Genomic DNA, 18,206 nt, shown 5'->3' on the forward strand with positions numbered 1-18,206 from the left:
GCTCAGCTCACCACGTTGTAGGCCTCGCAGATCATCGGCGGGGCGGTCGCCATGCCCACCTCGCGGAGGATCGGCAGCAGCACCGCCGCGAAGTGCTCGAAGTCCTCCCGGGACTCCCAGACGTCGGTGACGTGCCAGCCCCCGTCGTCCGGCAGCGGACCGGCCGCGTGCAGCAGCAGACCGCGCACCGGCCAGTCCTCGGGCCGGTTCAGCCCCGTGCCGCCGGTCAGCCGGTCCACCGACTCCTCGTACTGCTCCCGGGTGACCCCGGGGAGGTCGAACACCACGATGATCGCCATGGGGCGGCTCCTGTTCCTGCCGGCGGCCCGTAACCGCCCGGTCGCCTCCCAGTGCAGCCCGCACACCGGGGGTCGGCCAGCGCGGTACCGCCGAACGGGTGAAATTGCGGACCCTGAACGGCGGCGGGAGGCTGGAGGCGAGGACTCGCCCGAGCCCGGGAAGGGGCACCGCCATGCGCGCGTTGCTGGAGATCGAACTCGACACCCCGACGGCCAACCGGGTCGTGGCGGACGGCGCCGTCGCGGAGAGGTTCAACAAGATCATGGCCGACCTCAAGCCCGAGGCCGCCTACGCCTTCCCCCGCCACGGCCGGCGCTGCCAGATCATCGTGGTCGACGTCCCCGACGAGGCCGCCGTCGTGGCGATCTGCGAACCCTTCTGGCTGGAGTTCAACGCCCACGTCGACCTGCACATCTGCATGGACCCGGATCAGCTGGGCGAGGGGCTGAAGCGGCTGGGCCGCTGAGCCGGCCCGCTGCCCCCGGTCAGTCCGAGACCGCCAGCCTCACGCCGAACCCGACCACCACCACACCGGTCACCCGGTCCATCGCCCGGCGCGCCGCCGGGCGGCGCAGCCAGCCGCGCAGTGCCCGGGCGAAGCCCACCAGCACCACCGACCAGAGCAGCCCCTCCACCACGTGCACGCAGGTCAGCGCCACCCCGGCGGCGAAGTGCGGCGCCCCCGCCGGGATGAACTGCGGCAGCACCGCCACGTAGAAGACGCCCACCTTGGGGTTGAGCAGATTGGTCAGCAGGCCGCGCCGCCAACCGGACGCCAGGCCGCCCACCGCGGCCTTCTCCTCCTCGGCCGCCGACTCCTGTTCCGGCGCCTCCCCGGCCTCGGCCCGGGCTCGGAGCATGCCGATCCCCATCCACACCAGGTAGGCGGCGCCCGCCCAGCGCAGCACCTCGTAGCCGACCCGCGAGGCGGTGAGCAGCGCCGTCACACCGGCCGAGGTGAGCGTCCCCCAGAGCAGCGTGCCGGTCTGGATCCCGAGCACCACGCCCCAGGCCTGCCGCCGATGGCCCAGCGCCGACGTCCGCAGGATCAGGGCGGTGTCCAGCCCCGGGGTGAGTGTCAGCAGCCCCACGACGAGGGCGAAGGACCAGAGGGCGGTCGTCATCTCCATGGCTCCTCATCGTAGGGGGGCACGGATCGTCGGCCGCACTGGTTTTCGACCTGCGACTTCTCCTGGAGGGCCGCGGCGCGACGGGCGCGACGGGCTCAGGCGGCCAGCCGCCGCACCCGCTCGGCGACCCGGCGGCCCTCCTGCTCGGTCGGGTCGTACTCCACCCGCTGCCCCTCGGTCAGCACCCGGTCGCCGCCGCCGGCCGTCAGGATCGAGTCGAAGTACACGTACAGCGGCGGCCCGTCGTCGTCGGGGGCGATCAGGCCGTACCCGTGGTTCGCGTGGTAGGACTGCACGGTGCCGGTGGCCATCTGGTCTCCTCGGGTCCGGTGGCGGGCGCGCGGGCCGCCACTCCCCCCGGCCCTCCATGATCGGTGCTGGGCCGGCCGGACGCGCGCCCCGGCCCCGGACGGAAGGACGGTCGGCCGATGCGCACGGCCCGGGCGATCTCCCTGCTCCTGCTGCTCCAGGCGCGCCGCAGCATGACCGGCGCCGAACTGGCCGCCGAACTGGAGGTCTCCGAGCGCACCGTGCAGCGCGACGTACTGGCGCTGGCCGAGGCCGGCGTCCCGGTGTACGCCGACCGGGGGCGGGCCGGCGGCTACCGGCTGCTCGACGGCTACCGCACCCGGCTGACCGGCCTCGACCGGGCCGAGGCCGAGGTGCTGCTGCTGGCCGGCCTGCCCGGACCGCTCGGGGACATGGGCCTCGCCGACCCGGCCCTGGCCGCCCGGCTCAAAGTGGCCGGCGAACTCGGCGAGGCCCCCGCCGCCGGGGCCCGGCGGTTCCACCTGGACGCGCCCGGGTGGTTCCGCGACGCGCCCGCGCCGCCGCTGCTGGCCGCGGTCGCGCGGGCGGTGTGGGGCGGGCGGCTGCTGCGGGTGCGGTACCGGCGGCGCCCCGGCGCGGACGCGGGCCCCGACGGGGGACCGGTGGAGCGGGTGCTGCGGCCGTACGGGCTGGTGCTGAAGGCGGGCGCCTGGTACCTGGTCGCCCGGCCGGACGGCGCCGCCCCTCCCGACGCCCACCGGGTGTACCGGGTCGACCGGCTGGCCGCCGCCGAGCCGCTGGCCGACCGGCCCTTCGAGCGCGACGAGGCGTTCGACCTCGCCGCGTTCTGGGACGCCAAGGCCGCCGAGTTCGCCCGCTCACTGCTCCGGGAGCGGGTCACCGTCCGGCTCACCCCGCACGGCCTCGACCGGCTGCCGCACCTGCTCGAACCGGTCGCCGTCCGCGAGGCGCTCGCCACCGCCGGACAGCCGGACGGGCACGGCCGGGTGACCGTCCGCCTGCCCGTGGAGTCCCTCGACGTCGGCTACGAGGAACTGCTGCGGCTCGGGCCGGAGGCCGAGGTGCTCGAACCGCCGGCACTGCGGCGGCGGCTGGCCGAGGCCGCGGCCCGCGCCGCCGCGCTCTACGGCCCGTCTCAGCGGTAGCCGGCCGGATCGACCGGACCGTCCGCCGCCTCCACGTCCACCAGGTAGCGGAAGGCGTCCGGCCGGCTCCCGTCCAGATCGGTGAAGCCGTACTCCGGGGCCAGCCCGCCGCTGGAGAGCGAGGCACCGTTGAACCGCGCCCGCTCCGGGTCGGCCGCCAGCGCCGCCACCGCCCGCCCGACGTACACCGGGGACTCCGAGATGCCGAACTGCGGCTCGGCCGCCGTCGCCTCGCGCCAGGTCGCCTCGGTGACACCGAAGTGCTCCAGCATCATCTCCGAACGCATCCACCCCGGCGTCAGCGCCACCGCCGTCGCCCCGCGCGGGCCCAGCTCGTGCGCCAGCGCGAAGGCCATCCGCAGCACGGCCGCCTTCGCGACGTCGTAGAAGAAGGAGTTCCGGTAGCGGGTGGCGTTGTACTCGGCGGTGCCGTCCGTCATCTCCACCACCAGCCCGCCCGGGCGGCGCAGCAGCAGGGGCAGCAGGTGGTGGCTGGTGATCGCGTGCGTCTCGACGGCCAGGCGCAGCAGCCGCAGCCCCTTGTCGAGGTCGTGCTCCCAGACCGGGCTGTCCCAGGCGAACAGCTGCTCGCCGCCCCAGATGTCGTTCACCAGGATGTCCAGCCCGCCCTGCTCCGCCCCGACCCGCGCCGCCACCGCCGCCACCTCGGCCGGCACCAGGTGGTCCGCGCGCACCGCGATCCCGTGCCCGCCGGCCGCCGTCACCAGCTCCGCCGTCTCCTCCAGGGTCTCCGGGCGCCCGTACTCGCCCCGGTGCCCCTCGGCGCTGCGCCCCGTCCCGTACACCGTCGCCCCGGCGGCCCCCAGCGCCACCGCGATGCCCCGCCCGGCGCCCCGGGTGGCCCCCGCCACCAGCGCGACCTTACCCTTCAGCGGCTGCTCCGTCATGCCTCGCCCTTCCTCACGGTCCACGGTGTCTCCACCCGTCACCACCGATGCTCCCCCGGAATCCCGACACCTCCTGTCGGGATTCCGGGCGGGGTTGCCGGGAGTCCGGGCGAACCGGTGACCGACGCCGAGGGAGGGCGCACCAGGGGCGGCACAGGCTCAGCGGGATCTCAATCCACCGAACCGGGTGGGACGACCCACCGGGTCGGCTGACCCGTCACGGCGGCGATCATGTCGTAGTCACCGTCGTCGTGCAGGACGGTCGCACCGTGGCGCTCGGCTCACAGGCCTGCTGGGCCCCTCAGGTGACGTCGAGGCGGGCCGCGAGGCGCAGCAGGCCGGGGGCGAGGCGGCTGAGGAGGCGGGCGGCCTTCGCCTCGGGGGTGACGGGGACGACGGGCCTGCCGGTGCGGACGGCGGCGAGGATCGCGGTGGCCACCTTCTCGGGCGGGAAGCCGCGGCGGGCGTAGAGGCGGGCGGCGCGGGCCTGCTTGGCGGCCTGCTCGTCGGCGGTGGTGGCGGAGAAGGTGGAGGTGCGGGTGATGTTGGTGTTGACGATGCCGGGGCAGATGGTGGAGACGCCGATGCCGTGGCCGGCGAGTTCGGCGCGCAGGCAGTCGGAGAGCATGAAGACCGCGGCCTTGCTGGTGGCGTAGGCGGTCAGTGCCTTGGACGGCAGGTAGGCGGCGGCGGAGGCGAGGTTGACGATGTGGCCGCCCTCGCCGCGCTCGGCCATCAGGGCGCCGAAGGCGCGGCAGCCGTGGATGACGCCCCAGAGGTTGACGTCCAGGACCCGCCGCCACTCCTTCTCGGTGGTCTCCAGGAAGCTGCCGGAGTGGCCGATGCCCGCGTTGTTGACGACCACGTCGGGCACCCCGTGCTCGGCGGCCACCTGCTGGGCGAAGGCGTCGACGGCGGCGCCGTCACTGACGTCGACCCAGTAGGCGTGCGCGGCCGGGCCGATCAGGCCGGCGAGCTCGGCGGTGCGGCGGGCCGCGTCGAGGTCGAGGTCGCAGACCACCACCCGGGCGCCCTCCTCGGCGAAGGCGAGCGCGGTGGCCCGGCCGATGCCGCTGCCGCCACCGGTCACGACGACCAGCCGGCCGTCCTCGGGCCGGCCCGCGCCGGCGGGGGCCGTCTCCCCGGCCTCGGTGCGGGCGACGTGTTCGCGGACCAGTGCGGCCACGGTGGTTCCCTTCTCCAGCAGCGCGGACCAGTGGGTGGCGCGCAGGGTGCGGCGGGTCAGCCTGGGCACCCAGCGCTCCAGGCCCTCGGAGAGGAAGCCGCCGACGTAGTGGTCCTCGGTGAGGGTGATCAGCTGGACCGGCACCTCGGTGGGGCGTTCGCGCGGGTGGCGCAGGGCGGGGCGCATGTTGGCCCGGTAGAGCTCGATGCCGCGCACCGCGTCGCGGCGCAGCGTCGGCTGCGGGTGGCCGGGGCGCGGGGTGACGCCCTCCAGGTCGCGCAGCACCCGGGGCCAGGCGCGGGCGAGGCCGAGCCGCCAGACGCCGGGGGCGAGGAAGGGCAGGTGGAAGGCGGTGATGTACCAGGAGTGGGCGCCCTGGGCGAGCAGTTGCCTCAGGTGGCGCGGGGTGGGGCGGCGCAGGCGCTCGCGCAGCCAGAAGCCGGTGTGGTCGAGGCAGGGCCCGGACATGGTGGTGTAGGAGGCGAGGCGGCGTTCCGCGCCCGGGGCGGTGACGGCCTCCCAGGACTGCAGCGAGCCCCAGTCGTGGGCGGCGACGTGCACCGGGCGGTCGGGGCTGACGGCGTCGGCGACGGCCAACAGGTCGGCGGCGAGCTGCTCCAGGCGGTAGCCGGAGCGGTCGGCGGGGACGCCGGAGGCGCCGGCGCCGCGCACGTCGTAGCGGACCACGTGGTGGTCGCGGGCGAGGTCGGCGGCGACGTCGTCCCAGACGGCGTGGGTGTCGGGGTAGCCGTGGACCAGCAGGACGGTGGGCGCGGACGGGTCGCCCTGCTCGAAGACGGCGAGCGGCAGGCCTCCGGAGTGGACCGTGCGGCGGCGGGTGGGGGTGCTCATCGGGCGGCTCCCTCGGAGGCGGTGGTGGCGGCAGTATTCCAGCGGCGGACGTGCGGGAGGTCGTCGTCGAGCCAGTAGGCGTCGTCCTCCGTCACCACCAGCAGCTCCTCGAACTTGATGCCGGTCTCGCGGAAGCCGATGTGCGGCTCCACCGCCCACAGGCCCGGGGTGGGCGCGTGCCGGGAGGAACGGCCGTCCGCCCAGAGCGGGGAACGGCCGTGCAGGCGCTCGCTGACGAGTTCGCGCCCGAGCGTCTGGAGGGTGCGCACGCCGAAGCCGAAGACGTTCACCCCGGCCGGGCCGCGGGCCGTCGTCCGGGTGACCTGGTGGCCGATCACCCGGCCCGGGTAGACCCGGTGGCGGTTGTCGTAGCCGTGCGCCTCGATCTGCGCGTCGACGGCCGCGTACACCTCGGCGAGCGGCTTGCGGGCGCGGACCTCGGCGAGGATCAGCTCGCGGTAGACCCGGAGGTCGGCGGCGAGGCGGTCCCAGACGCGGTTCTCGCCGACCTTGCCGCCGTAGCCGATGTCGGCGGTGTAGCCGTCGACGACGGGCGCGCAGTCCAGCACGTAGGGCATGCCCTCCTGGAGGCGGCGGTTTCCGGCGAAGAACTGCAGCGGGGTGTGGAAGTGACGGAAGGCCGTCCGGTCGCCGAACCAGGCGAAGGGGACGTGGAAGAAGTCCTGCACGCCGGCGGCGACCAGGCGGCGGCGCAGCTCGGCGGTGGCCTGGCGTTCGGTGACCCCGGGCTCGATCCAGGCGGCGACCTGCTCGGCGCAGTCGTAGGCGAGCTGCTGGGTCTCCCGGAAGCGGGCGAGGTCGCGCTCGGTGAACGGGAAGGCGGGGGTGCGCGGCACGGCGAGGCTCCTTCTGGGGTCAGGGGCTGGGCGGGGGCTGGGGGCTGGACGGGGGCTGGGTTCTGGGGTGTGGGGTCTGGGTCGCTACAGGTCGAGGACGAGGGTCTCGCCCTCGGCGGCGCGGGAGACGCAGGGCAGCAGGGCTCCGGCGGCGCGCCGGTCGGGGGTGAGGCGGCGGTCGCGGTGGTCGGGGGCGCCGGCCAGCAGGCGGACCTCGCAGGTGCCGCAAAAGCCCTGCTTGCAGGAGTAGGCGAGGTCGGGGCGGGCCTCGCGGAGCACGTCCAGGGCGGAACGGTCGGCGGGGACGGCCAGGTCGGGGCCGTCGGCGCCGAGGCGGACGGTGAACGGCTCGCCGTCGGTGACCGGGGCGGCGCCGAAGCGTTCGACGTGCAGGGCGGCGCCGGGCGAGGCGTCGAGGGCCTGCTGCACAGCGGCGAGCATCGGGGCCGGGCCGCAGCAGTAGACGGCGGCGCCGCGCGGGGCGTGGGCGAGCAGTTCGGCGCCGGTGGGCGGGCCGCCGTGCTCGTCGTCGGTGCGCAGCCGGACCCGGCGCGGGTCGAGGGCACTCAGCTCGGCGGCGAAGGGAAGGGTGTCGGCGCTGCGGCCGGTGTGGACCAACTGCCAGTCCAGGCCGATCCGCTGGGCCTCGCGGGCCATCGGGAGCAGCGGGGTGACGCCGATGCCGCCGGCCAGCAGGAGGACGGCCGGTTCGGCGCAGAAGGCGAAGCCGTTGCGCGGGCGGCGGGCGGCGAGCCGGGTGCCGGGGTGGACGGCGTCGTGGACCTCGACCGAGCCGCCACCGCCGTCGGACAGGCGGCGCACGGCGATCCGGTAGGCGGCCCGGTCGGCGGGGTCCCCGCAGAGGGAGTAGTGGCGTTCGCGGCCGGAGGGGAGGGTGAGGCGCAGATGGGCACCGGGCTGCCAGGCCGGGAGGAGAGCGCCGGAGGGGTCGGCGAGGGTCAGTTCGACGGCGTCGGCGGCGACGGCGCGGCGGGCGGTGACGACCAGTCGGAGCGCCGGGGTGGGACGGCTGTCCGGGCGCCGGGGGTTGCGGCGCAGCAGCGGGCCGCCGAGGGCCGGGCTGTAGCGGTCGCCGAACGCGGTGAGGAAGCGGAAGAAGGTGTCGGCGCGCGGGCGGCCGTAGAGGTCGGGGGGCGGGGTGCGCAGGTCCATCCGGCGGGGTCCTTGGGGGCTCGGGGCCTGAGGGAGGGCGGCTGACAATTGACAACTGACAGCTGACAGATTTCAGATGACGGATAACAGATGACAGATGACAGATAACGTCAGCTGTCATCTGTCAGCCGTTCTCCGCGGGCTGCCGCCCGTCGGCTGTCCGGCTCCGGCGGTCAGCGGCCGGCTCAGCGGTCAGTGGCCGGCGGCGGCGCGGGCGGCCGGAGAGGTCGCGAGGTAGCCGAGGGCCTGACTGGAAGAGCCCTCCTGGGTGGGGTGGTAGCCGGGGCGCAGGTAGCGCAGACCGGAGCGGAGCGACCCGACCGGGTCGGGGAGCAGTCCGCGCCGGGCGATCCGGCCGGCCTCGCGCCAGGTGAGCTTGAGCCGGCCGTCGAGAGTGGGATCGGCGGCGAGCATGAAGCGGGCGCCGCGCACCCAGAGGTGGACCAGCAGCGGTCCGGAGACCAGCATGCCGCGGATCCGGCGCGCGTAGCCGGGATCGAGGTGCACCATCAGGTCGAAGGCGACGCTGCGGTGCTCGACCTCCTCGGCGCCGTGCCAGCGCAGCAGGTCGAGCATGGTCGGGTCGGCCTTGGCGCGGTCCAGGCCCGGGGAGTTGAGCGCCCAGTCGCCGAGGAAGGCGGTGAAGTGCTCGATCGCCGCGACGAAGGCGACCCGTTCGATGATGTTCTCGCGCCGGCGGGCGGCGGACAGTCCGGGCTTGTCCCCGAGGACGCGCCGGAACAGCCAGGAGATCTGGCGCACGTAGGGCCGCGGGTCGAGGCCCTGGCCGAGCAGGTGGTCGAGGACCTCCTGGTGCGCCTCGGCGTGGATGGCCTCCTGGCCGATGAACCCCAGTACCTCCTCACGGAGTTGCTCGTCGCGGATCATCGGCAGGGCATCCTTGAAGACCTTGACGAACCAGCGCTCGCCCTCGGGCAGGAGCAGGTGCAGGACGTTGATGATGTGGGTCGCCATCGGCTCGTCGGGGATCCAGTGCAGCGGCAGCCCGGCCCAGTCGAAGCGGACGTCACGGGGTTCGAGGACGAGGCCCTCGTGCACCCGGGCGGCGGGCGCGGCGAGGGCGGGGACGGGAGTGGGGCTGGGCATGGGACGGCCCTCCTGACCTGCGGGTGGCGGCTCGACCCGGCACAACGTACTCGCGAGTAGGCCTTGCCACAAGGGTTTCGGCACGCCTTATCGACATCGAGTCTAATAAGTGTTGCGCGCGGCGGGGCACCCGCCGGCAACCCCCGCCCAGGCCTCCGAAACGGCCCCCGGAAACGCGAAGACCCCGCCGGAGCGGGGTCCCTGGGCGCGCGGTCCGGGTCAGACCGCCATCGCGAGCATCAGCGGCGCGGCGCGGGCGGCGAGCAGTTCGGCCGCCGCCTTCAGCCGGTGCACGTTGTCGACCGGCATCGAGGTGGCCAGGCAGCCGACCGTGCTGCCGGCGGTCACCGGAACCGCCGCGCAGACCGTGCCGAGGGCGTACTCCTGGATGTCCAGCACCGGCACGGTGGCGGGCTGGCGCTCCAGGCGGTGCATCAGCTGGTCGGCGTCGGTGACCGTCCGCGAGGTGAGCCGGGCCACCGGGTGGCGGGACAGGTGGTCCCGGCGGGCGTCGTGGTCGAGCTGGCTGAGCAGGCACTTGCCGATCGCACTGGCGTGCGCGGTGGCCCGGAAGTCCACCCACTCCTGCACCGCCGGCGCCCCCTCCGACGACGAGACCGCCTCGACCGAAAGCTCGCCGTCCTGGTACCGGCTGAAGTACACTGCTGCACCCAACTCGTCCCGAAGCTCGGCGAGTTTGCTGTCCAGCCGGGCGCGGACCAGCTGCTCGCGGTTGTGCTGGCCGAGCAGCGCGAAGGTGCCGCCGAGCACCCACCCGCCGTCCTGGCAGGACAGGTAACCCTCGATCTCCAGGATCTCCGCGAGCCGGCGAACCGTCGGCAGTCCCAGGGACGTCTCCCTGGCCAGGGCGACCAGGGTGGCGCCGCCGGAGTGCCGGTCGACCGCTTCCAGCAGCCTGAGGGCGTGCTGCAGGGAGGTGAACGAACCGGGCACGCCCTGCTCCGGTACGGCGTGGCGGCCCGGGGCTGGTGTCGACATGTCGTCCCCTTCCGATGTCCCCCCGCGGCGTGACCGGCGGGTAGGGTCCAGCCTATCGACCGCCGGACGCCGCCATCGCCTCCTCGCGGGATATTCGGGCCGACCCGGGGGAACACGTGACTGGCATATGCCTCACCGCGCCCCCTCGTACCCCCTTGCGGCCCGGCCGGGTACCGGCGCCCGGCAGCAGGGCGTGTGACGCGCGGTCAGGACTCCTCGACCTCCCGGAGTTCGGCGACGGCGGGCGCCGTAGTCCCCACCGCCGGCACGGAAGCGGGCGAGGTTCAGCTCATCGACGCCCTCCCGGCCCACCTGGGCCGGCGAGCACCACGTCCGACTGGACCGGGTCTTCGCAGGAGTCGGACCCGCAGTTCTCGGCGCGCCCGCCGGCGTTGCGCGCGCTGCCCCCGCCCCGGCCGTGGTTGGCCGCGACGGTGGCGCCGACTGTCCGCTGAGGTGAACAGGCCGCCCTGGAGCAGCTTTTCGGGGGACGGGCCGGTGCCGGGCACGAAGGTGTTCGGGGAGACGGCCTCCTGCTCGACCTCGGCGAAGACGTTCTCCGGGGTGCGATCGAGCACCAGGCGGCCGGCCATGACCAACGGAACACCCCACGCTCGATGGCCTGGTGGAGGTCGGGACTCACGGCCCTCGCCCGTGACGGGGGGCGCGGCCGGGAGCGTCCAAGTGGTGCGAGTGGTCCGCGCGGTGCGGGTTGTCCCGGAGGTTCAGGGAGCGGAGGCGGCGGAACCCGGCCGGACGAGCTGGGCGCCGAAGGGATCGCCGGCGACGTCCACCACCCGGCCGCGCAGCCAGGTGGTGCGCACGACGCCGGTGAGCGTGCGGCCCGCGTACGGGGTGACCGGGTTGCGGTGGTGCAGCTCGGCGGCCCGGACGGCGAACCCGCCGTCCGGGTCGAACGCGACCAGGTCGGCGTCCCGGCCGACCTCGATGGCGCCCTTCCGCCCGTCGAGACCGGCCAGCCGAGCCGGTCCCGCGGACATCCAGCCGACCACGTCGGCGAGGGTGTGGCCGCGCCGCCGGGCCTCGGTCCAGACCGCCGGCAGGCCGAGTTGGAGGGAGGCTATGCCGCCCCAGGCGGCCGCGAAGTCGCCGCTGCCGCCGTGCGCGGGCAGCAGTTTGAGGTCGGGGGTGGACGGCGAGTGGTCGGAGACCACGGCCGCGAACTCCCCCGCCGCGAGGGCCGTCCAGAGCGCTTCACGGTTGGCCTCGTCGCGTATCGGCGGGCAGCACTTGAAGGCGGTGCCGCCGTCCGGGACCTGCTCGGCGGCCAGGGTCAGGTAGTGCGGGCAGGTCTCGGCGGTCACCTCGACACCCTCCGTACGGGCCCGGCGCAGCAGCGGAAGCACCGTCGCCGAGGAGACGTGCAGGACGTGCACCCGGGCTCCGGTGCGGCGGGCCGCCTCCAGCAGCCGGGCGACGGCGGCGGTCTCCGCGCCGGCGGGGCGGGAGGCGAGGAAGTCCCGGTAGTGGACGCCGGGTTGCTGCGGTGCGGCGGCCAGCACCGCCGGGTCCTCGGCGTGGACGATGGCCGGCGCCCCGAGCCGGGCCTGCTCGGCGAGGGCGGCCTCCAGCCCGTCCGCCTCCAGGTGCGGGAACTCGTCGACGCCGCTCGGCGCGAGGAAGGACTTGAAGCCGAACACGCCCGCGCGGTACAGGGGTTCGAGGTCGGCGAGGTTGCCGGGGACGGCACCGCCCCAGAAGCCGACGTCCACCCACGCCCGGCCCTCGGCGGCCTTCCGCTTGGCCTCCAGGCCGGCGAGCGTGGTGGTGGGGGGCACCGAGTTGAGCGGCATGTCGACCACCGTGGTGACGCCGCCGGCCGCGGCCGCCCGGGTGGCCGTGGCGAAGCCCTCCCACGCGGTACGGCCGGGCTCGTTGACGTGCACGTGGGTGTCGACCAGGCCGGGCAGCAGGGCGGTGGAACCGAGCTCGGTCAACCGGGTGCCATCGTCCGGGAGGGAGCCGTATGCGGCGATCCGCGCGATCCGCCCCTCCTGGACCAGCACGTCCGCGGGGCGCTCGCCGTCCGGCAGGACCACCCGGCGGGAGCGGATCACCGCGGTATCGCCGAGGGGCATGGGGGACCTCCGGAGCCTGATTGAGGGCGGGGCGGGTCGAAGGACGGCCCGGAGCCTAGGCCCGTCTTCAACAGAACGTCAATGGTGAAGACGGGCCGGGCCGTGGCGCCGACCCGGCCCGGCCCGGGTCCTCAGCGGCGCAGGAAGGCCGCCGCCAGCCGCTCCCCCGCAACCTCGGCCAGCTCGCCGGCCCTGGCCAGGCCCTCGGCAGGGCTCTCGCCCAACTCACTGAGCGCGTAGGCGGCGACGAAGCCGGCCGCGCGCCACTCGCGCTCGGACAGCTCCACCCGCCCCGCGACCGCCGCCACCCGGACCCCCGCCCTGGCGGCCGCCGCGGCGACGCCGGCGGGGGCCTTGCCGTGGAGCGTCTGGGCGTCCAGGCAGCCCTCACCGGTGACGACGAGGGCTGCCCCGCGCACCGCCTCGTCGAAGCGCAGCAGGTCGAGCAGGAGCTCGATGCCGGGTCGCATGGTGGCACCCAGCAGAGCCAGCGCGGCGAAGCCGACCCCGCCCGCCGCCCCGGCGCCGGGGGCATCGCGGACGTCCCGGCCGACGGTGGCGCCGACCACGTCGGCGAATCGGGTCAGGCCTTCCTCCAGCACCACCAGGTCCTCGCTGCTCGCACCCTTCTGCGGACCGTAGACGGCGGCGGCGCCGCGAGGGCCGAGCAGCGGGTTGTCGACATCGCAGGCCACGACCACCTCGATGCCCTCCAGGGTGCGGGCCGGCGGGCCGGGGTCGATCCGCGCCAGGCGGCGCAACGCGGCTCCGCCGGCGGGCAGTTCGGCGCCGTCGGCATCGAGCAGGGACACCCCCAGTGCCTGGAGCAGGCCGGCCCCGCCATCGGTGCCGGCACTGCCGCCGAGCCCGAGCACGATCCGCCGGGCACCCTGGCCGACCGCCCGGCCGATCAGCTGGCCGACCCCGTAGGAGCCGGCCGTCAGCGGGGCGACCCGGCCGCCGGGGAGCCGGGCCAGACCGGAGGCCTGGGCGAGCTCGACCACGGCGGTGGTGCCGCGGACGGCGAACGCGGCGTCCACCGGCAGGCCGGTGGGGCCGGCCACCTTGGCGGAAACCCTGGCGAAGCCGGCCGCGAGGGCGGCGGCCAGGGTGCCCTCGCCGCCGTCGGCGACGGGCAGTTCGCGCACCTCGACGCCCGGCGCGGCGCGGCGGATGCCCGCAGCGATCCGGGCGGCCGCCTCGGCGCCCTCCAGGGTGCCCTTGAACTTGTCGGGAGCGACGACCACATGGCCCTGGTCGGGGGTGGCGGGCATGGCGTGAGCCTCACTTCCGGGCTGGTCCGGCGACGGTTCATCAAGCATGGGGCCCGGCGGCTCCGGCACCCCCGGCGGCCGGCTCCTGACGGCCGACAACTGACAGCTGACAGATTTCAGCTGACAGATAGCAGATGACAGATTCTGTCAGCTGTCATTGCGCCCGCCACCCAGCGGCGCGGGCACGACCGGACAGGAACACGCCACCGGGAGGAACTCTGAGGCCGTCGCCACCGGGTCATCGAGGGTGCGGACACCCTTCGCCCACGCGGCCGGCTCGACCTTGACCGAGGTCTACGGGGTGACGCTCGACATGTCGATGGCGAACGCGCCGGGCCGGACGTTCTCCACGGCCTCGGCATCCCCCACCGCGCCGGCGGCGCCCACAACGGACTGTTGAAGCGAAACACCGCCAAGGCCGCCGATCGCTAGAGTGAGCGGGTGCGATTGATGGTGGAGTTCACGACAGAACCGTTCGAACTGGACACGTTCCCGCCGCACGCCGCGGCGGCCCGCCAGGCGGTCGACGAGGCCGGACTCGCCGTCGCGGTCGGCCCGTTCGGCACCGGCGCGGAGGGCGAGGCGGACCAGGTCCTGGCCGCCGTGACCACGCTGCTCCGGAGGAGCCTGGACGCCGGCGCGACCCGGATATCGGTCCAGGTCAGCGTCCTCGGCGAGGCCGACCGCGACGTCGACGGAACCGGCGACGGAACCGGTAGCGGCGAGGCCGGGGAGGGCGGCAGGCCGTGACCGAGCAGCCGCAACACCCGCTCGTCGCGGCGCTCAAGCCGCTCCTGGACGCGGTCGGCGCGACCCCCGTCCCGGTGGACGAGGCGAGGCCCGAGGACGTCGTCCTGGAGTGGGAGGGCGAACGCGCACTGGCCGTCCGCCTGCCGCACCTCGGCAGCGCCCTGGACCGCCTGCTGGCCGAGATGACCCGTCAGTTCGACGGTCGGCCACTGACCGAGCTGGACCGCACCGAGAAGCAGCGCGTCGTCGTACTCCTCGAAGAACGGGGCGCGTTCACCGTCCGCCACGGCGTGGAGACGGTCGCCACGGCGCTCGGCGTCAGCCGCTTCACCGTGTACAACTACCTCAACCGACAGGACGGTTCGAAGTCGAACTGACCCGCGGGTGAAGCCGCACCGGCCCGGATCCGACCCGGGCCGCGGATGACTCCGGAAGGGTGAGCCCCGTCGGCGCGGCCGGTCCGGCCCGGGCCCCGGCGGGGCACACTTGTCCCATCGCCCAGGGCCACCCGGCGACCGGGCCCGCGAGGAAGTGGCGCCGCCGACAGTTCAACAAAGTGTTGACGGCCTGATCCCGCCGATCTAGCTTGTGCGGGTGGCACCACTTTCCAGGAGGTCCACTCGTGACCAACCGCCCTCGCACCCTCGACGCCCTGGCGGCCGCCGGCGGCGGCGAGCTGAGGGAGATCCTGCTGGGCGTCTGCGCCAGCCCCGCCTGGGCCGACGCCGTCGCGGCGGCCCGCCCGTGGCGGGACCGCGGGGCCCTGCTCGACGCCAACGCCAACGCCGTGGCGGCACTCTCCGCCGCCGACCTGCGCGACGCGGTGGCGGGCCACCCCCCGATCGGCGCCCCCGGGGAGGGCGGCCCCGCCTCCGAGCGGGAACAGGCCGGAGTCCGCGGGGCCGACGGGGCCCTGCTCGACGAACTGCACCGGGCGAACGCCGCCTACGAGGCCAAGTTCGGCCACGTGTTCCTGGTCTGCGCCACCGGCCGCACCGCCGCCGGCATGCTCGCCGCACTGCGCGAACGCCATCCCAACGACCCCGCCACCGAGGCGGAGATCGTCCGGGGCGAACTGCGGAAGATCAACGACATCCGCCTCACCCGTCTGCTCAATGGCGACTGACGTTCCGTCAGGCCATGCGCACGGTCAGATCGGATCACCCACCCGTCCGCACCACCGCTGCCACCAGTAAGGTCGCCCCGCTCATGACCGGCATCTCCACCCACGTGCTCGACACCAGCCTCGGCCGTCCGGCCGAGGGAGTCCCGGTCGAGCTCGCGCTGCGCACCGAGGGCGGCTGGCAGGTGCTCGGCACCTGCGCCACGGACCCCGACGGCCGGGCCAGGGACCTGCCGGCCGTGGAGGCGGGCTCGGTCGTCCGGCTGGTCTTCGACACCGCCGCGTACTCCGCGCGCACGAGCGAGGACCCGCCGTTCTTCCCCGAGGTCTCGGTCGTCTTCACGGTCGCACCCGAGCAGCACCACTACCACGTGCCGCTGCTGCTGAACCCGTTCGGCTACTCGGTCTACCGCGGAAGCTAGACCGATCGATTGAGAGGGGAGACCCGCCATGGCCCACGTACTCGGCCAGAACCAGTACGGCAAGGCGGAGAACCGTATCGTCCGCGTCCGCCGGGACTCCGCCCGCCACGAGATCAAGGACCTGAACGTCTCGGTCTCCCTCTCCGGCGACCTGGAGGACGTCCACCTCACCGGGTCCAACGCCAACTGCCTGCCCACCGACACCGCCAAGAACACCGTGTACGCCTTCGCCAAGGAGCACGGCATCGAGTCCGCCGAGGCCTTCGGCATCCTGCTGGCCCGGCACTTCGTGGACGACACCGAGCGCGGCGTCATCCACCGGGCCCGGATCCGGATCGAGGAGTACGCCTGGGAGCGGATCCGCACGGCGGACGGCAGCGCGCGCGTCACCGGCTCCGAGGAGGCCGGCCACTCCTTCGTCCGCAGCGGCCAGGAGGTCCGCACCAGCGAGATCGCCTACGACGGCGAGTCCGTCCGGGTGATCTCCGGCCTCAAGGACCTGGTCGTGCTGAACTCCACCGACTCGGAGTTCTGGGGCTACCTCAAGGACGAGTACACCACCCTCCAGGAGGCGTACGACCGGATCCTCGCGACCCAGGTCACCGCCCGCTGGAAGTACGGCTTCACCGGCCGCGACGACGAGGCCCAGCCCCCCTGGAACCGCTGCTACACCCAGGTCAGGCGGCACCTGCTGGAAGCCTTCGCCGGGACCTACTCCTACTCGCTGCAGCAGACCCTGCACGCGATGGGCACCCGCGTCCTCGACCACCGCGCCGAGGTCGACGAGGTCCGCCTCGAACTCCCCAACAAGCACCACTTCCTGGTCGACCTGGAGCCGTTCGGCCTCCGGAACGACAACGAGGTCTACTACGCCGCCGACCGGATGTACGGCCTCATCGAGGGCACCGTGCACCGCGAGGGCGTCGTCCCGGTCATCCCGGTCGCCTGACCCGGGGCCGGGACCGCCCCGATCACCGCCCCGCTCGCCGCCCCGCTCGCCGCGCCGACCTGCTCCGGCGGCTTCCCGGAGGCCTCCCGCGCCCTGCCGCACTCCGGGATCCCGGCCGGCCGCACGGCCGCCGTCCTGCTCAACCCGCTCCTCCACCACCCCGGTGCCGCCCGCCGGGCCGCAGCCGGGACACCGCCAGACCCGCCGGGCGGGCATGCGCCCCGTGTCCGCCCGGTCTCCCCCTTGGAGCCGCCATGGCAGTCCAGCCCCCGCCCGCCGACCGGCGGATCGTCGTCGAGAACGCGGCGATCGCCACCGTGGACGCCCACGACACCGAGTACGCCCGGGGCCACGTGGTCCTGCTCGGCAACCGGATCGAATCGGTCGGCGACGGCCCCGCCCCGGCGTGGCTGGACAACGTGGTGCGCCGGATCAACGCCGAGGGCCACCTCGCCACACCCGGCCTGGTCAACACCCACCACCACTTCTACCAGTGGATCACCCGCGGCCTCGCCCAGGACGACACCCTCTTCGACTGGCTGGTCGCCCTCTACCCGACCTGGGCCCGGATCGACGACCGCCTCGTGCACGCCGCCGCCCAGGGCTCCGCCGCCGCGCTGCTCAAGTCCGGCTGCACCACCGCCGCCGACCACCACTACGTCTTCCCCCGGCACGGCGGCGACATCCTCGGCGCCGAGATCGAGGCCGTGCGCGACCTCGGCCTGCGGTTCACCGCGCTGCGCGGCTCCATGGACCGCGGCGAGAAGGACGGCGGCCTGCCCCCGGACCACGCCGTCGAGACGCTCGACGCCATCCTCACCGCCTCCGAGGAGGCCGTCGACCGCCACCACGACGCCTCCCCCGGCTCCATGCTCCAGATCGCCCTCGCGCCCTGCTCCCCGTTCTCCGTCTCCACACGGCTGATGCGGGAGTCCGCCGAACTCGCCCGCCGCAAGGGCGTGCGGCTGCACACCCACGGCTCCGAGACGGCCGAGGAGGAGGCGTTCTGCCGGGAGCTGTTCGGCCTGGGCCCCACCGACTACTTCGAGTCGGTCGGCTGGCTCGGCGAGGACGTCTGGATGGCGCACTGCGTCCACATGGACGACTCCGACATCGCCAAGTTCGCCGAGACCGGCACCGGTGTCGCGCACTGCCCCTCCTCCAACGCCCGGCTGGCCGCCGGGATCGCGCGGGTTCCCGACATGCTGGCGGCCGGCGTCCCGGTCGGCCTCGGCGTCGACGGCGCCGCCTCCAACGAGTCCGGCGAACTCGGCACCGAACTGCGCAACGCCCTGCTGATCAACCGCCTGCACGGCTCGCCGCGCGCACTCACCGCCCGCCGGGCACTGCGGCTGGGCACCATGGGCGGCGCCCGGGTGCTGGGACGGCAGGACGAGATCGGGTCGATCGAGGCCGGAAAGCTCGCCGACCTCGCGCTGTGGAAGGTCGACGGCCTGATGCACTCCTCGATCGCCGACCCGGTCGCCGCGCTCACCTTCGGTGCGCTGCCACCGCTGGCCGTGCTCTTCGTCAACGGCAACGCCGTCGTCGAGCAGGGGCGGCTGACCACGGTGAACGAGGAACGGATCGCGCTCGCCTGTGCACGAGCCGCCAAGGACCTCATCGCCCGCGGCACCTGAC

The 18,206-nt window shown here is 74.6% G+C and carries 20 protein-coding genes and 1 pseudogene; 8 read left to right on the forward strand and 13 right to left on the reverse strand.

All coding sequences use genetic code 11. The annotated features are described in order from the left end of the window. Positions 1-2 precede the first annotated feature (2 nt). Positions 3-299, reverse strand: a complete 297-nt coding sequence (locus ACFC0B_RS12820; protein ID WP_376085419.1) for a hypothetical protein — start codon at positions 297-299, stop codon at positions 3-5. A 173-nt stretch (positions 300-472) separates the two neighbouring features. On the opposite strand from ACFC0B_RS12820, the gene ACFC0B_RS12825 reads away from it, so the two are divergent. After that, a complete protein-coding gene (locus tag ACFC0B_RS12825; RefSeq protein WP_376085421.1) occupies positions 473-766 on the forward strand; it encodes a hypothetical protein in 294 nt (97 codons plus the stop codon). A gap of 19 nt (positions 767-785) precedes the next feature. Here the strand turns inward: ACFC0B_RS12825 and ACFC0B_RS12830 are convergent, their stop codons facing one another. Then, positions 786-1,430 (reverse strand): LysE family translocator, encoded by a 645-nt coding sequence (locus ACFC0B_RS12830; RefSeq protein ID WP_376085424.1) that lies wholly within the window; start codon positions 1,428-1,430, stop codon positions 786-788. A 95-nt stretch (positions 1,431-1,525) separates the two neighbouring features. Then, positions 1,526-1,741: a cold-shock protein gene (locus tag ACFC0B_RS12835; protein ID WP_376085426.1), complete on the reverse strand. Its 216-nt coding sequence runs from the start codon at positions 1,739-1,741 to the stop codon at positions 1,526-1,528. A gap of 117 nt (positions 1,742-1,858) precedes the next feature. Here ACFC0B_RS12835 and ACFC0B_RS12840 point away from each other — a divergent pair, with 117 nt between their 5' ends. Then, entirely contained in the window at positions 1,859-2,866 is a 1,008-nt protein-coding gene (locus ACFC0B_RS12840) for a helix-turn-helix transcriptional regulator (RefSeq protein ID WP_376085428.1), read from the forward strand. Here ACFC0B_RS12840 and ACFC0B_RS12845 read toward each other — a convergent pair. From ACFC0B_RS12845 to ACFC0B_RS12890, 10 genes and pseudogenes are all read right to left on the reverse strand, one after another. Next, positions 2,857-3,774, reverse strand: a complete 918-nt coding sequence (locus ACFC0B_RS12845; protein WP_376085430.1) for an SDR family oxidoreductase — start codon at positions 3,772-3,774, stop codon at positions 2,857-2,859. The two genes, ACFC0B_RS12840 and ACFC0B_RS12845, sit on opposite strands and share 10 nt — an antisense overlap. A 170-nt stretch (positions 3,775-3,944) precedes the next feature. Beyond that, a pseudogene (locus ACFC0B_RS12850) lies at positions 3,945-4,055 on the reverse strand (VapC toxin family PIN domain ribonuclease); the annotation flags it as partial. A 20-nt stretch (positions 4,056-4,075) separates the two neighbouring features. Next, a complete protein-coding gene (locus ACFC0B_RS12855; RefSeq protein WP_376085432.1) occupies positions 4,076-5,812 on the reverse strand; it encodes an SDR family oxidoreductase in 1,737 nt (578 codons plus the stop codon). Further along, positions 5,809-6,669, reverse strand: coding sequence for a M24 family metallopeptidase (locus tag ACFC0B_RS12860; protein ID WP_376085435.1), 861 nt, complete (start codon positions 6,667-6,669; stop codon positions 5,809-5,811). The genes ACFC0B_RS12855 and ACFC0B_RS12860 overlap by 4 nt, the downstream gene beginning before the upstream one ends. Before the next feature lie 84 nt (positions 6,670-6,753). Then, a complete protein-coding gene (locus ACFC0B_RS12865; RefSeq protein WP_376085437.1) occupies positions 6,754-7,842 on the reverse strand; it encodes a PDR/VanB family oxidoreductase in 1,089 nt (362 codons plus the stop codon). Positions 7,843-8,034: 192 nt separating this feature from the next. Next, positions 8,035-8,949, reverse strand: a complete 915-nt coding sequence (locus ACFC0B_RS12870) for a metal-dependent hydrolase (RefSeq protein WP_376085439.1) — start codon at positions 8,947-8,949, stop codon at positions 8,035-8,037. A gap of 219 nt (positions 8,950-9,168) precedes the next feature. Beyond that, positions 9,169-9,948, reverse strand: a complete 780-nt coding sequence (locus ACFC0B_RS12875; RefSeq protein ID WP_376085441.1) for an IclR family transcriptional regulator — start codon at positions 9,946-9,948, stop codon at positions 9,169-9,171. A gap of 284 nt (positions 9,949-10,232) precedes the next feature. After that, complete coding sequence (locus ACFC0B_RS12880; RefSeq protein ID WP_376085443.1) at positions 10,233-10,541, reverse strand: catalase; 309 nt, start codon at positions 10,539-10,541, stop codon at positions 10,233-10,235. Between the two features lie 132 nt (positions 10,542-10,673). After that, positions 10,674-12,047 carry an allantoinase AllB gene (gene allB, locus ACFC0B_RS12885; protein WP_376085445.1) on the reverse strand — a complete coding sequence of 458 codons (1,374 nt, stop codon included), beginning with the start codon at positions 12,045-12,047 and terminating at the stop codon, positions 10,674-10,676. Positions 12,048-12,178: 131 nt separating this feature from the next. Beyond that, entirely contained in the window at positions 12,179-13,321 is a 1,143-nt protein-coding gene (locus ACFC0B_RS12890) for a glycerate kinase (RefSeq protein ID WP_376085448.1), read from the reverse strand. A 450-nt stretch (positions 13,322-13,771) separates the two neighbouring features. Here ACFC0B_RS12890 and ACFC0B_RS12895 point away from each other — a divergent pair, with 450 nt between their 5' ends. From ACFC0B_RS12895 to ACFC0B_RS12920, 6 genes are all read left to right on the forward strand, one after another. Then, positions 13,772-14,071 carry a thiamine-binding protein gene (locus ACFC0B_RS12895; protein ID WP_376085968.1) on the forward strand — a complete coding sequence of 100 codons (300 nt, stop codon included), beginning with the start codon at positions 13,772-13,774 and terminating at the stop codon, positions 14,069-14,071. Next, positions 14,068-14,448 carry a helix-turn-helix domain-containing protein gene (locus ACFC0B_RS12900; protein ID WP_376085450.1) on the forward strand — a complete coding sequence of 127 codons (381 nt, stop codon included), beginning with the start codon at positions 14,068-14,070 and terminating at the stop codon, positions 14,446-14,448. The genes ACFC0B_RS12895 and ACFC0B_RS12900 overlap by 4 nt, the downstream gene beginning before the upstream one ends. A gap of 245 nt (positions 14,449-14,693) precedes the next feature. After that, complete coding sequence (gene uraD / locus ACFC0B_RS12905; RefSeq protein WP_376085452.1) at positions 14,694-15,197, forward strand: 2-oxo-4-hydroxy-4-carboxy-5-ureidoimidazoline decarboxylase; 504 nt, start codon at positions 14,694-14,696, stop codon at positions 15,195-15,197. Positions 15,198-15,280: 83 nt separating this feature from the next. After that, entirely contained in the window at positions 15,281-15,616 is a 336-nt protein-coding gene (gene uraH, locus ACFC0B_RS12910) for a hydroxyisourate hydrolase (protein WP_376085455.1), read from the forward strand. Positions 15,617-15,644: 28 nt separating this feature from the next. Continuing rightward, a complete protein-coding gene (pucL, locus tag ACFC0B_RS12915; protein WP_376085457.1) occupies positions 15,645-16,565 on the forward strand; it encodes a factor-independent urate hydroxylase in 921 nt (306 codons plus the stop codon). A 254-nt stretch (positions 16,566-16,819) separates the two neighbouring features. Beyond that, entirely contained in the window at positions 16,820-18,205 is a 1,386-nt protein-coding gene (locus ACFC0B_RS12920) for an 8-oxoguanine deaminase (RefSeq protein ID WP_376085458.1), read from the forward strand. Position 18,206 lies beyond the last annotated feature (1 nt).

The organism is Kitasatospora sp. NPDC056184, from assembly GCF_042268405.1.
In the GTDB taxonomy this organism is placed as follows: Bacteria; Actinomycetota; Actinomycetes; order Streptomycetales; family Streptomycetaceae; genus Kitasatospora.

Bases quoted from the DNA above. Each gene is read 5' to 3' on its own strand.
- ACFC0B_RS12820 (WP_376085419.1), bottom strand. From the start codon at position 299: ATGGCGATCATCGTGGTGTTCGACCTCCCCGGGGTCACCCGGGAGCAG.
- ACFC0B_RS12825 (WP_376085421.1), top strand. From the start codon at position 473: ATGCGCGCGTTGCTGGAGATCGAACTCGACACCCCGACGGCCAACCGG.
- ACFC0B_RS12830 (WP_376085424.1), bottom strand. From the start codon at position 1,430: ATGGAGATGACGACCGCCCTCTGGTCCTTCGCCCTCGTCGTGGGGCTG.
- ACFC0B_RS12835 (WP_376085426.1), bottom strand. From the start codon at position 1,741: ATGGCCACCGGCACCGTGCAGTCCTACCACGCGAACCACGGGTACGGC.
- ACFC0B_RS12840 (WP_376085428.1), top strand. From the start codon at position 1,859: ATGCGCACGGCCCGGGCGATCTCCCTGCTCCTGCTGCTCCAGGCGCGC.
- ACFC0B_RS12845 (WP_376085430.1), bottom strand. From the start codon at position 3,774: ATGACGGAGCAGCCGCTGAAGGGTAAGGTCGCGCTGGTGGCGGGGGCC.
- ACFC0B_RS12855 (WP_376085432.1), bottom strand. From the start codon at position 5,812: ATGAGCACCCCCACCCGCCGCCGCACGGTCCACTCCGGAGGCCTGCCG.
- ACFC0B_RS12865 (WP_376085437.1), bottom strand. From the start codon at position 7,842: ATGGACCTGCGCACCCCGCCCCCCGACCTCTACGGCCGCCCGCGCGCC.
- ACFC0B_RS12870 (WP_376085439.1), bottom strand. From the start codon at position 8,949: ATGCCCAGCCCCACTCCCGTCCCCGCCCTCGCCGCGCCCGCCGCCCGG.
- ACFC0B_RS12875 (WP_376085441.1), bottom strand. From the start codon at position 9,948: ATGTCGACACCAGCCCCGGGCCGCCACGCCGTACCGGAGCAGGGCGTG.
- ACFC0B_RS12880 (WP_376085443.1), bottom strand. From the start codon at position 10,541: ATGGCCGGCCGCCTGGTGCTCGATCGCACCCCGGAGAACGTCTTCGCC.
- allB (WP_376085445.1), bottom strand. From the start codon at position 12,047: ATGCCCCTCGGCGATACCGCGGTGATCCGCTCCCGCCGGGTGGTCCTG.
- ACFC0B_RS12890 (WP_376085448.1), bottom strand. From the start codon at position 13,321: ATGCCCGCCACCCCCGACCAGGGCCATGTGGTCGTCGCTCCCGACAAG.
- ACFC0B_RS12895 (WP_376085968.1), top strand. From the start codon at position 13,772: ATGGTGGAGTTCACGACAGAACCGTTCGAACTGGACACGTTCCCGCCG.
- uraH (WP_376085455.1), top strand. From the start codon at position 15,281: ATGACCGGCATCTCCACCCACGTGCTCGACACCAGCCTCGGCCGTCCG.
- pucL (WP_376085457.1), top strand. From the start codon at position 15,645: ATGGCCCACGTACTCGGCCAGAACCAGTACGGCAAGGCGGAGAACCGT.
- ACFC0B_RS12920 (WP_376085458.1), top strand. From the start codon at position 16,820: ATGGCAGTCCAGCCCCCGCCCGCCGACCGGCGGATCGTCGTCGAGAAC.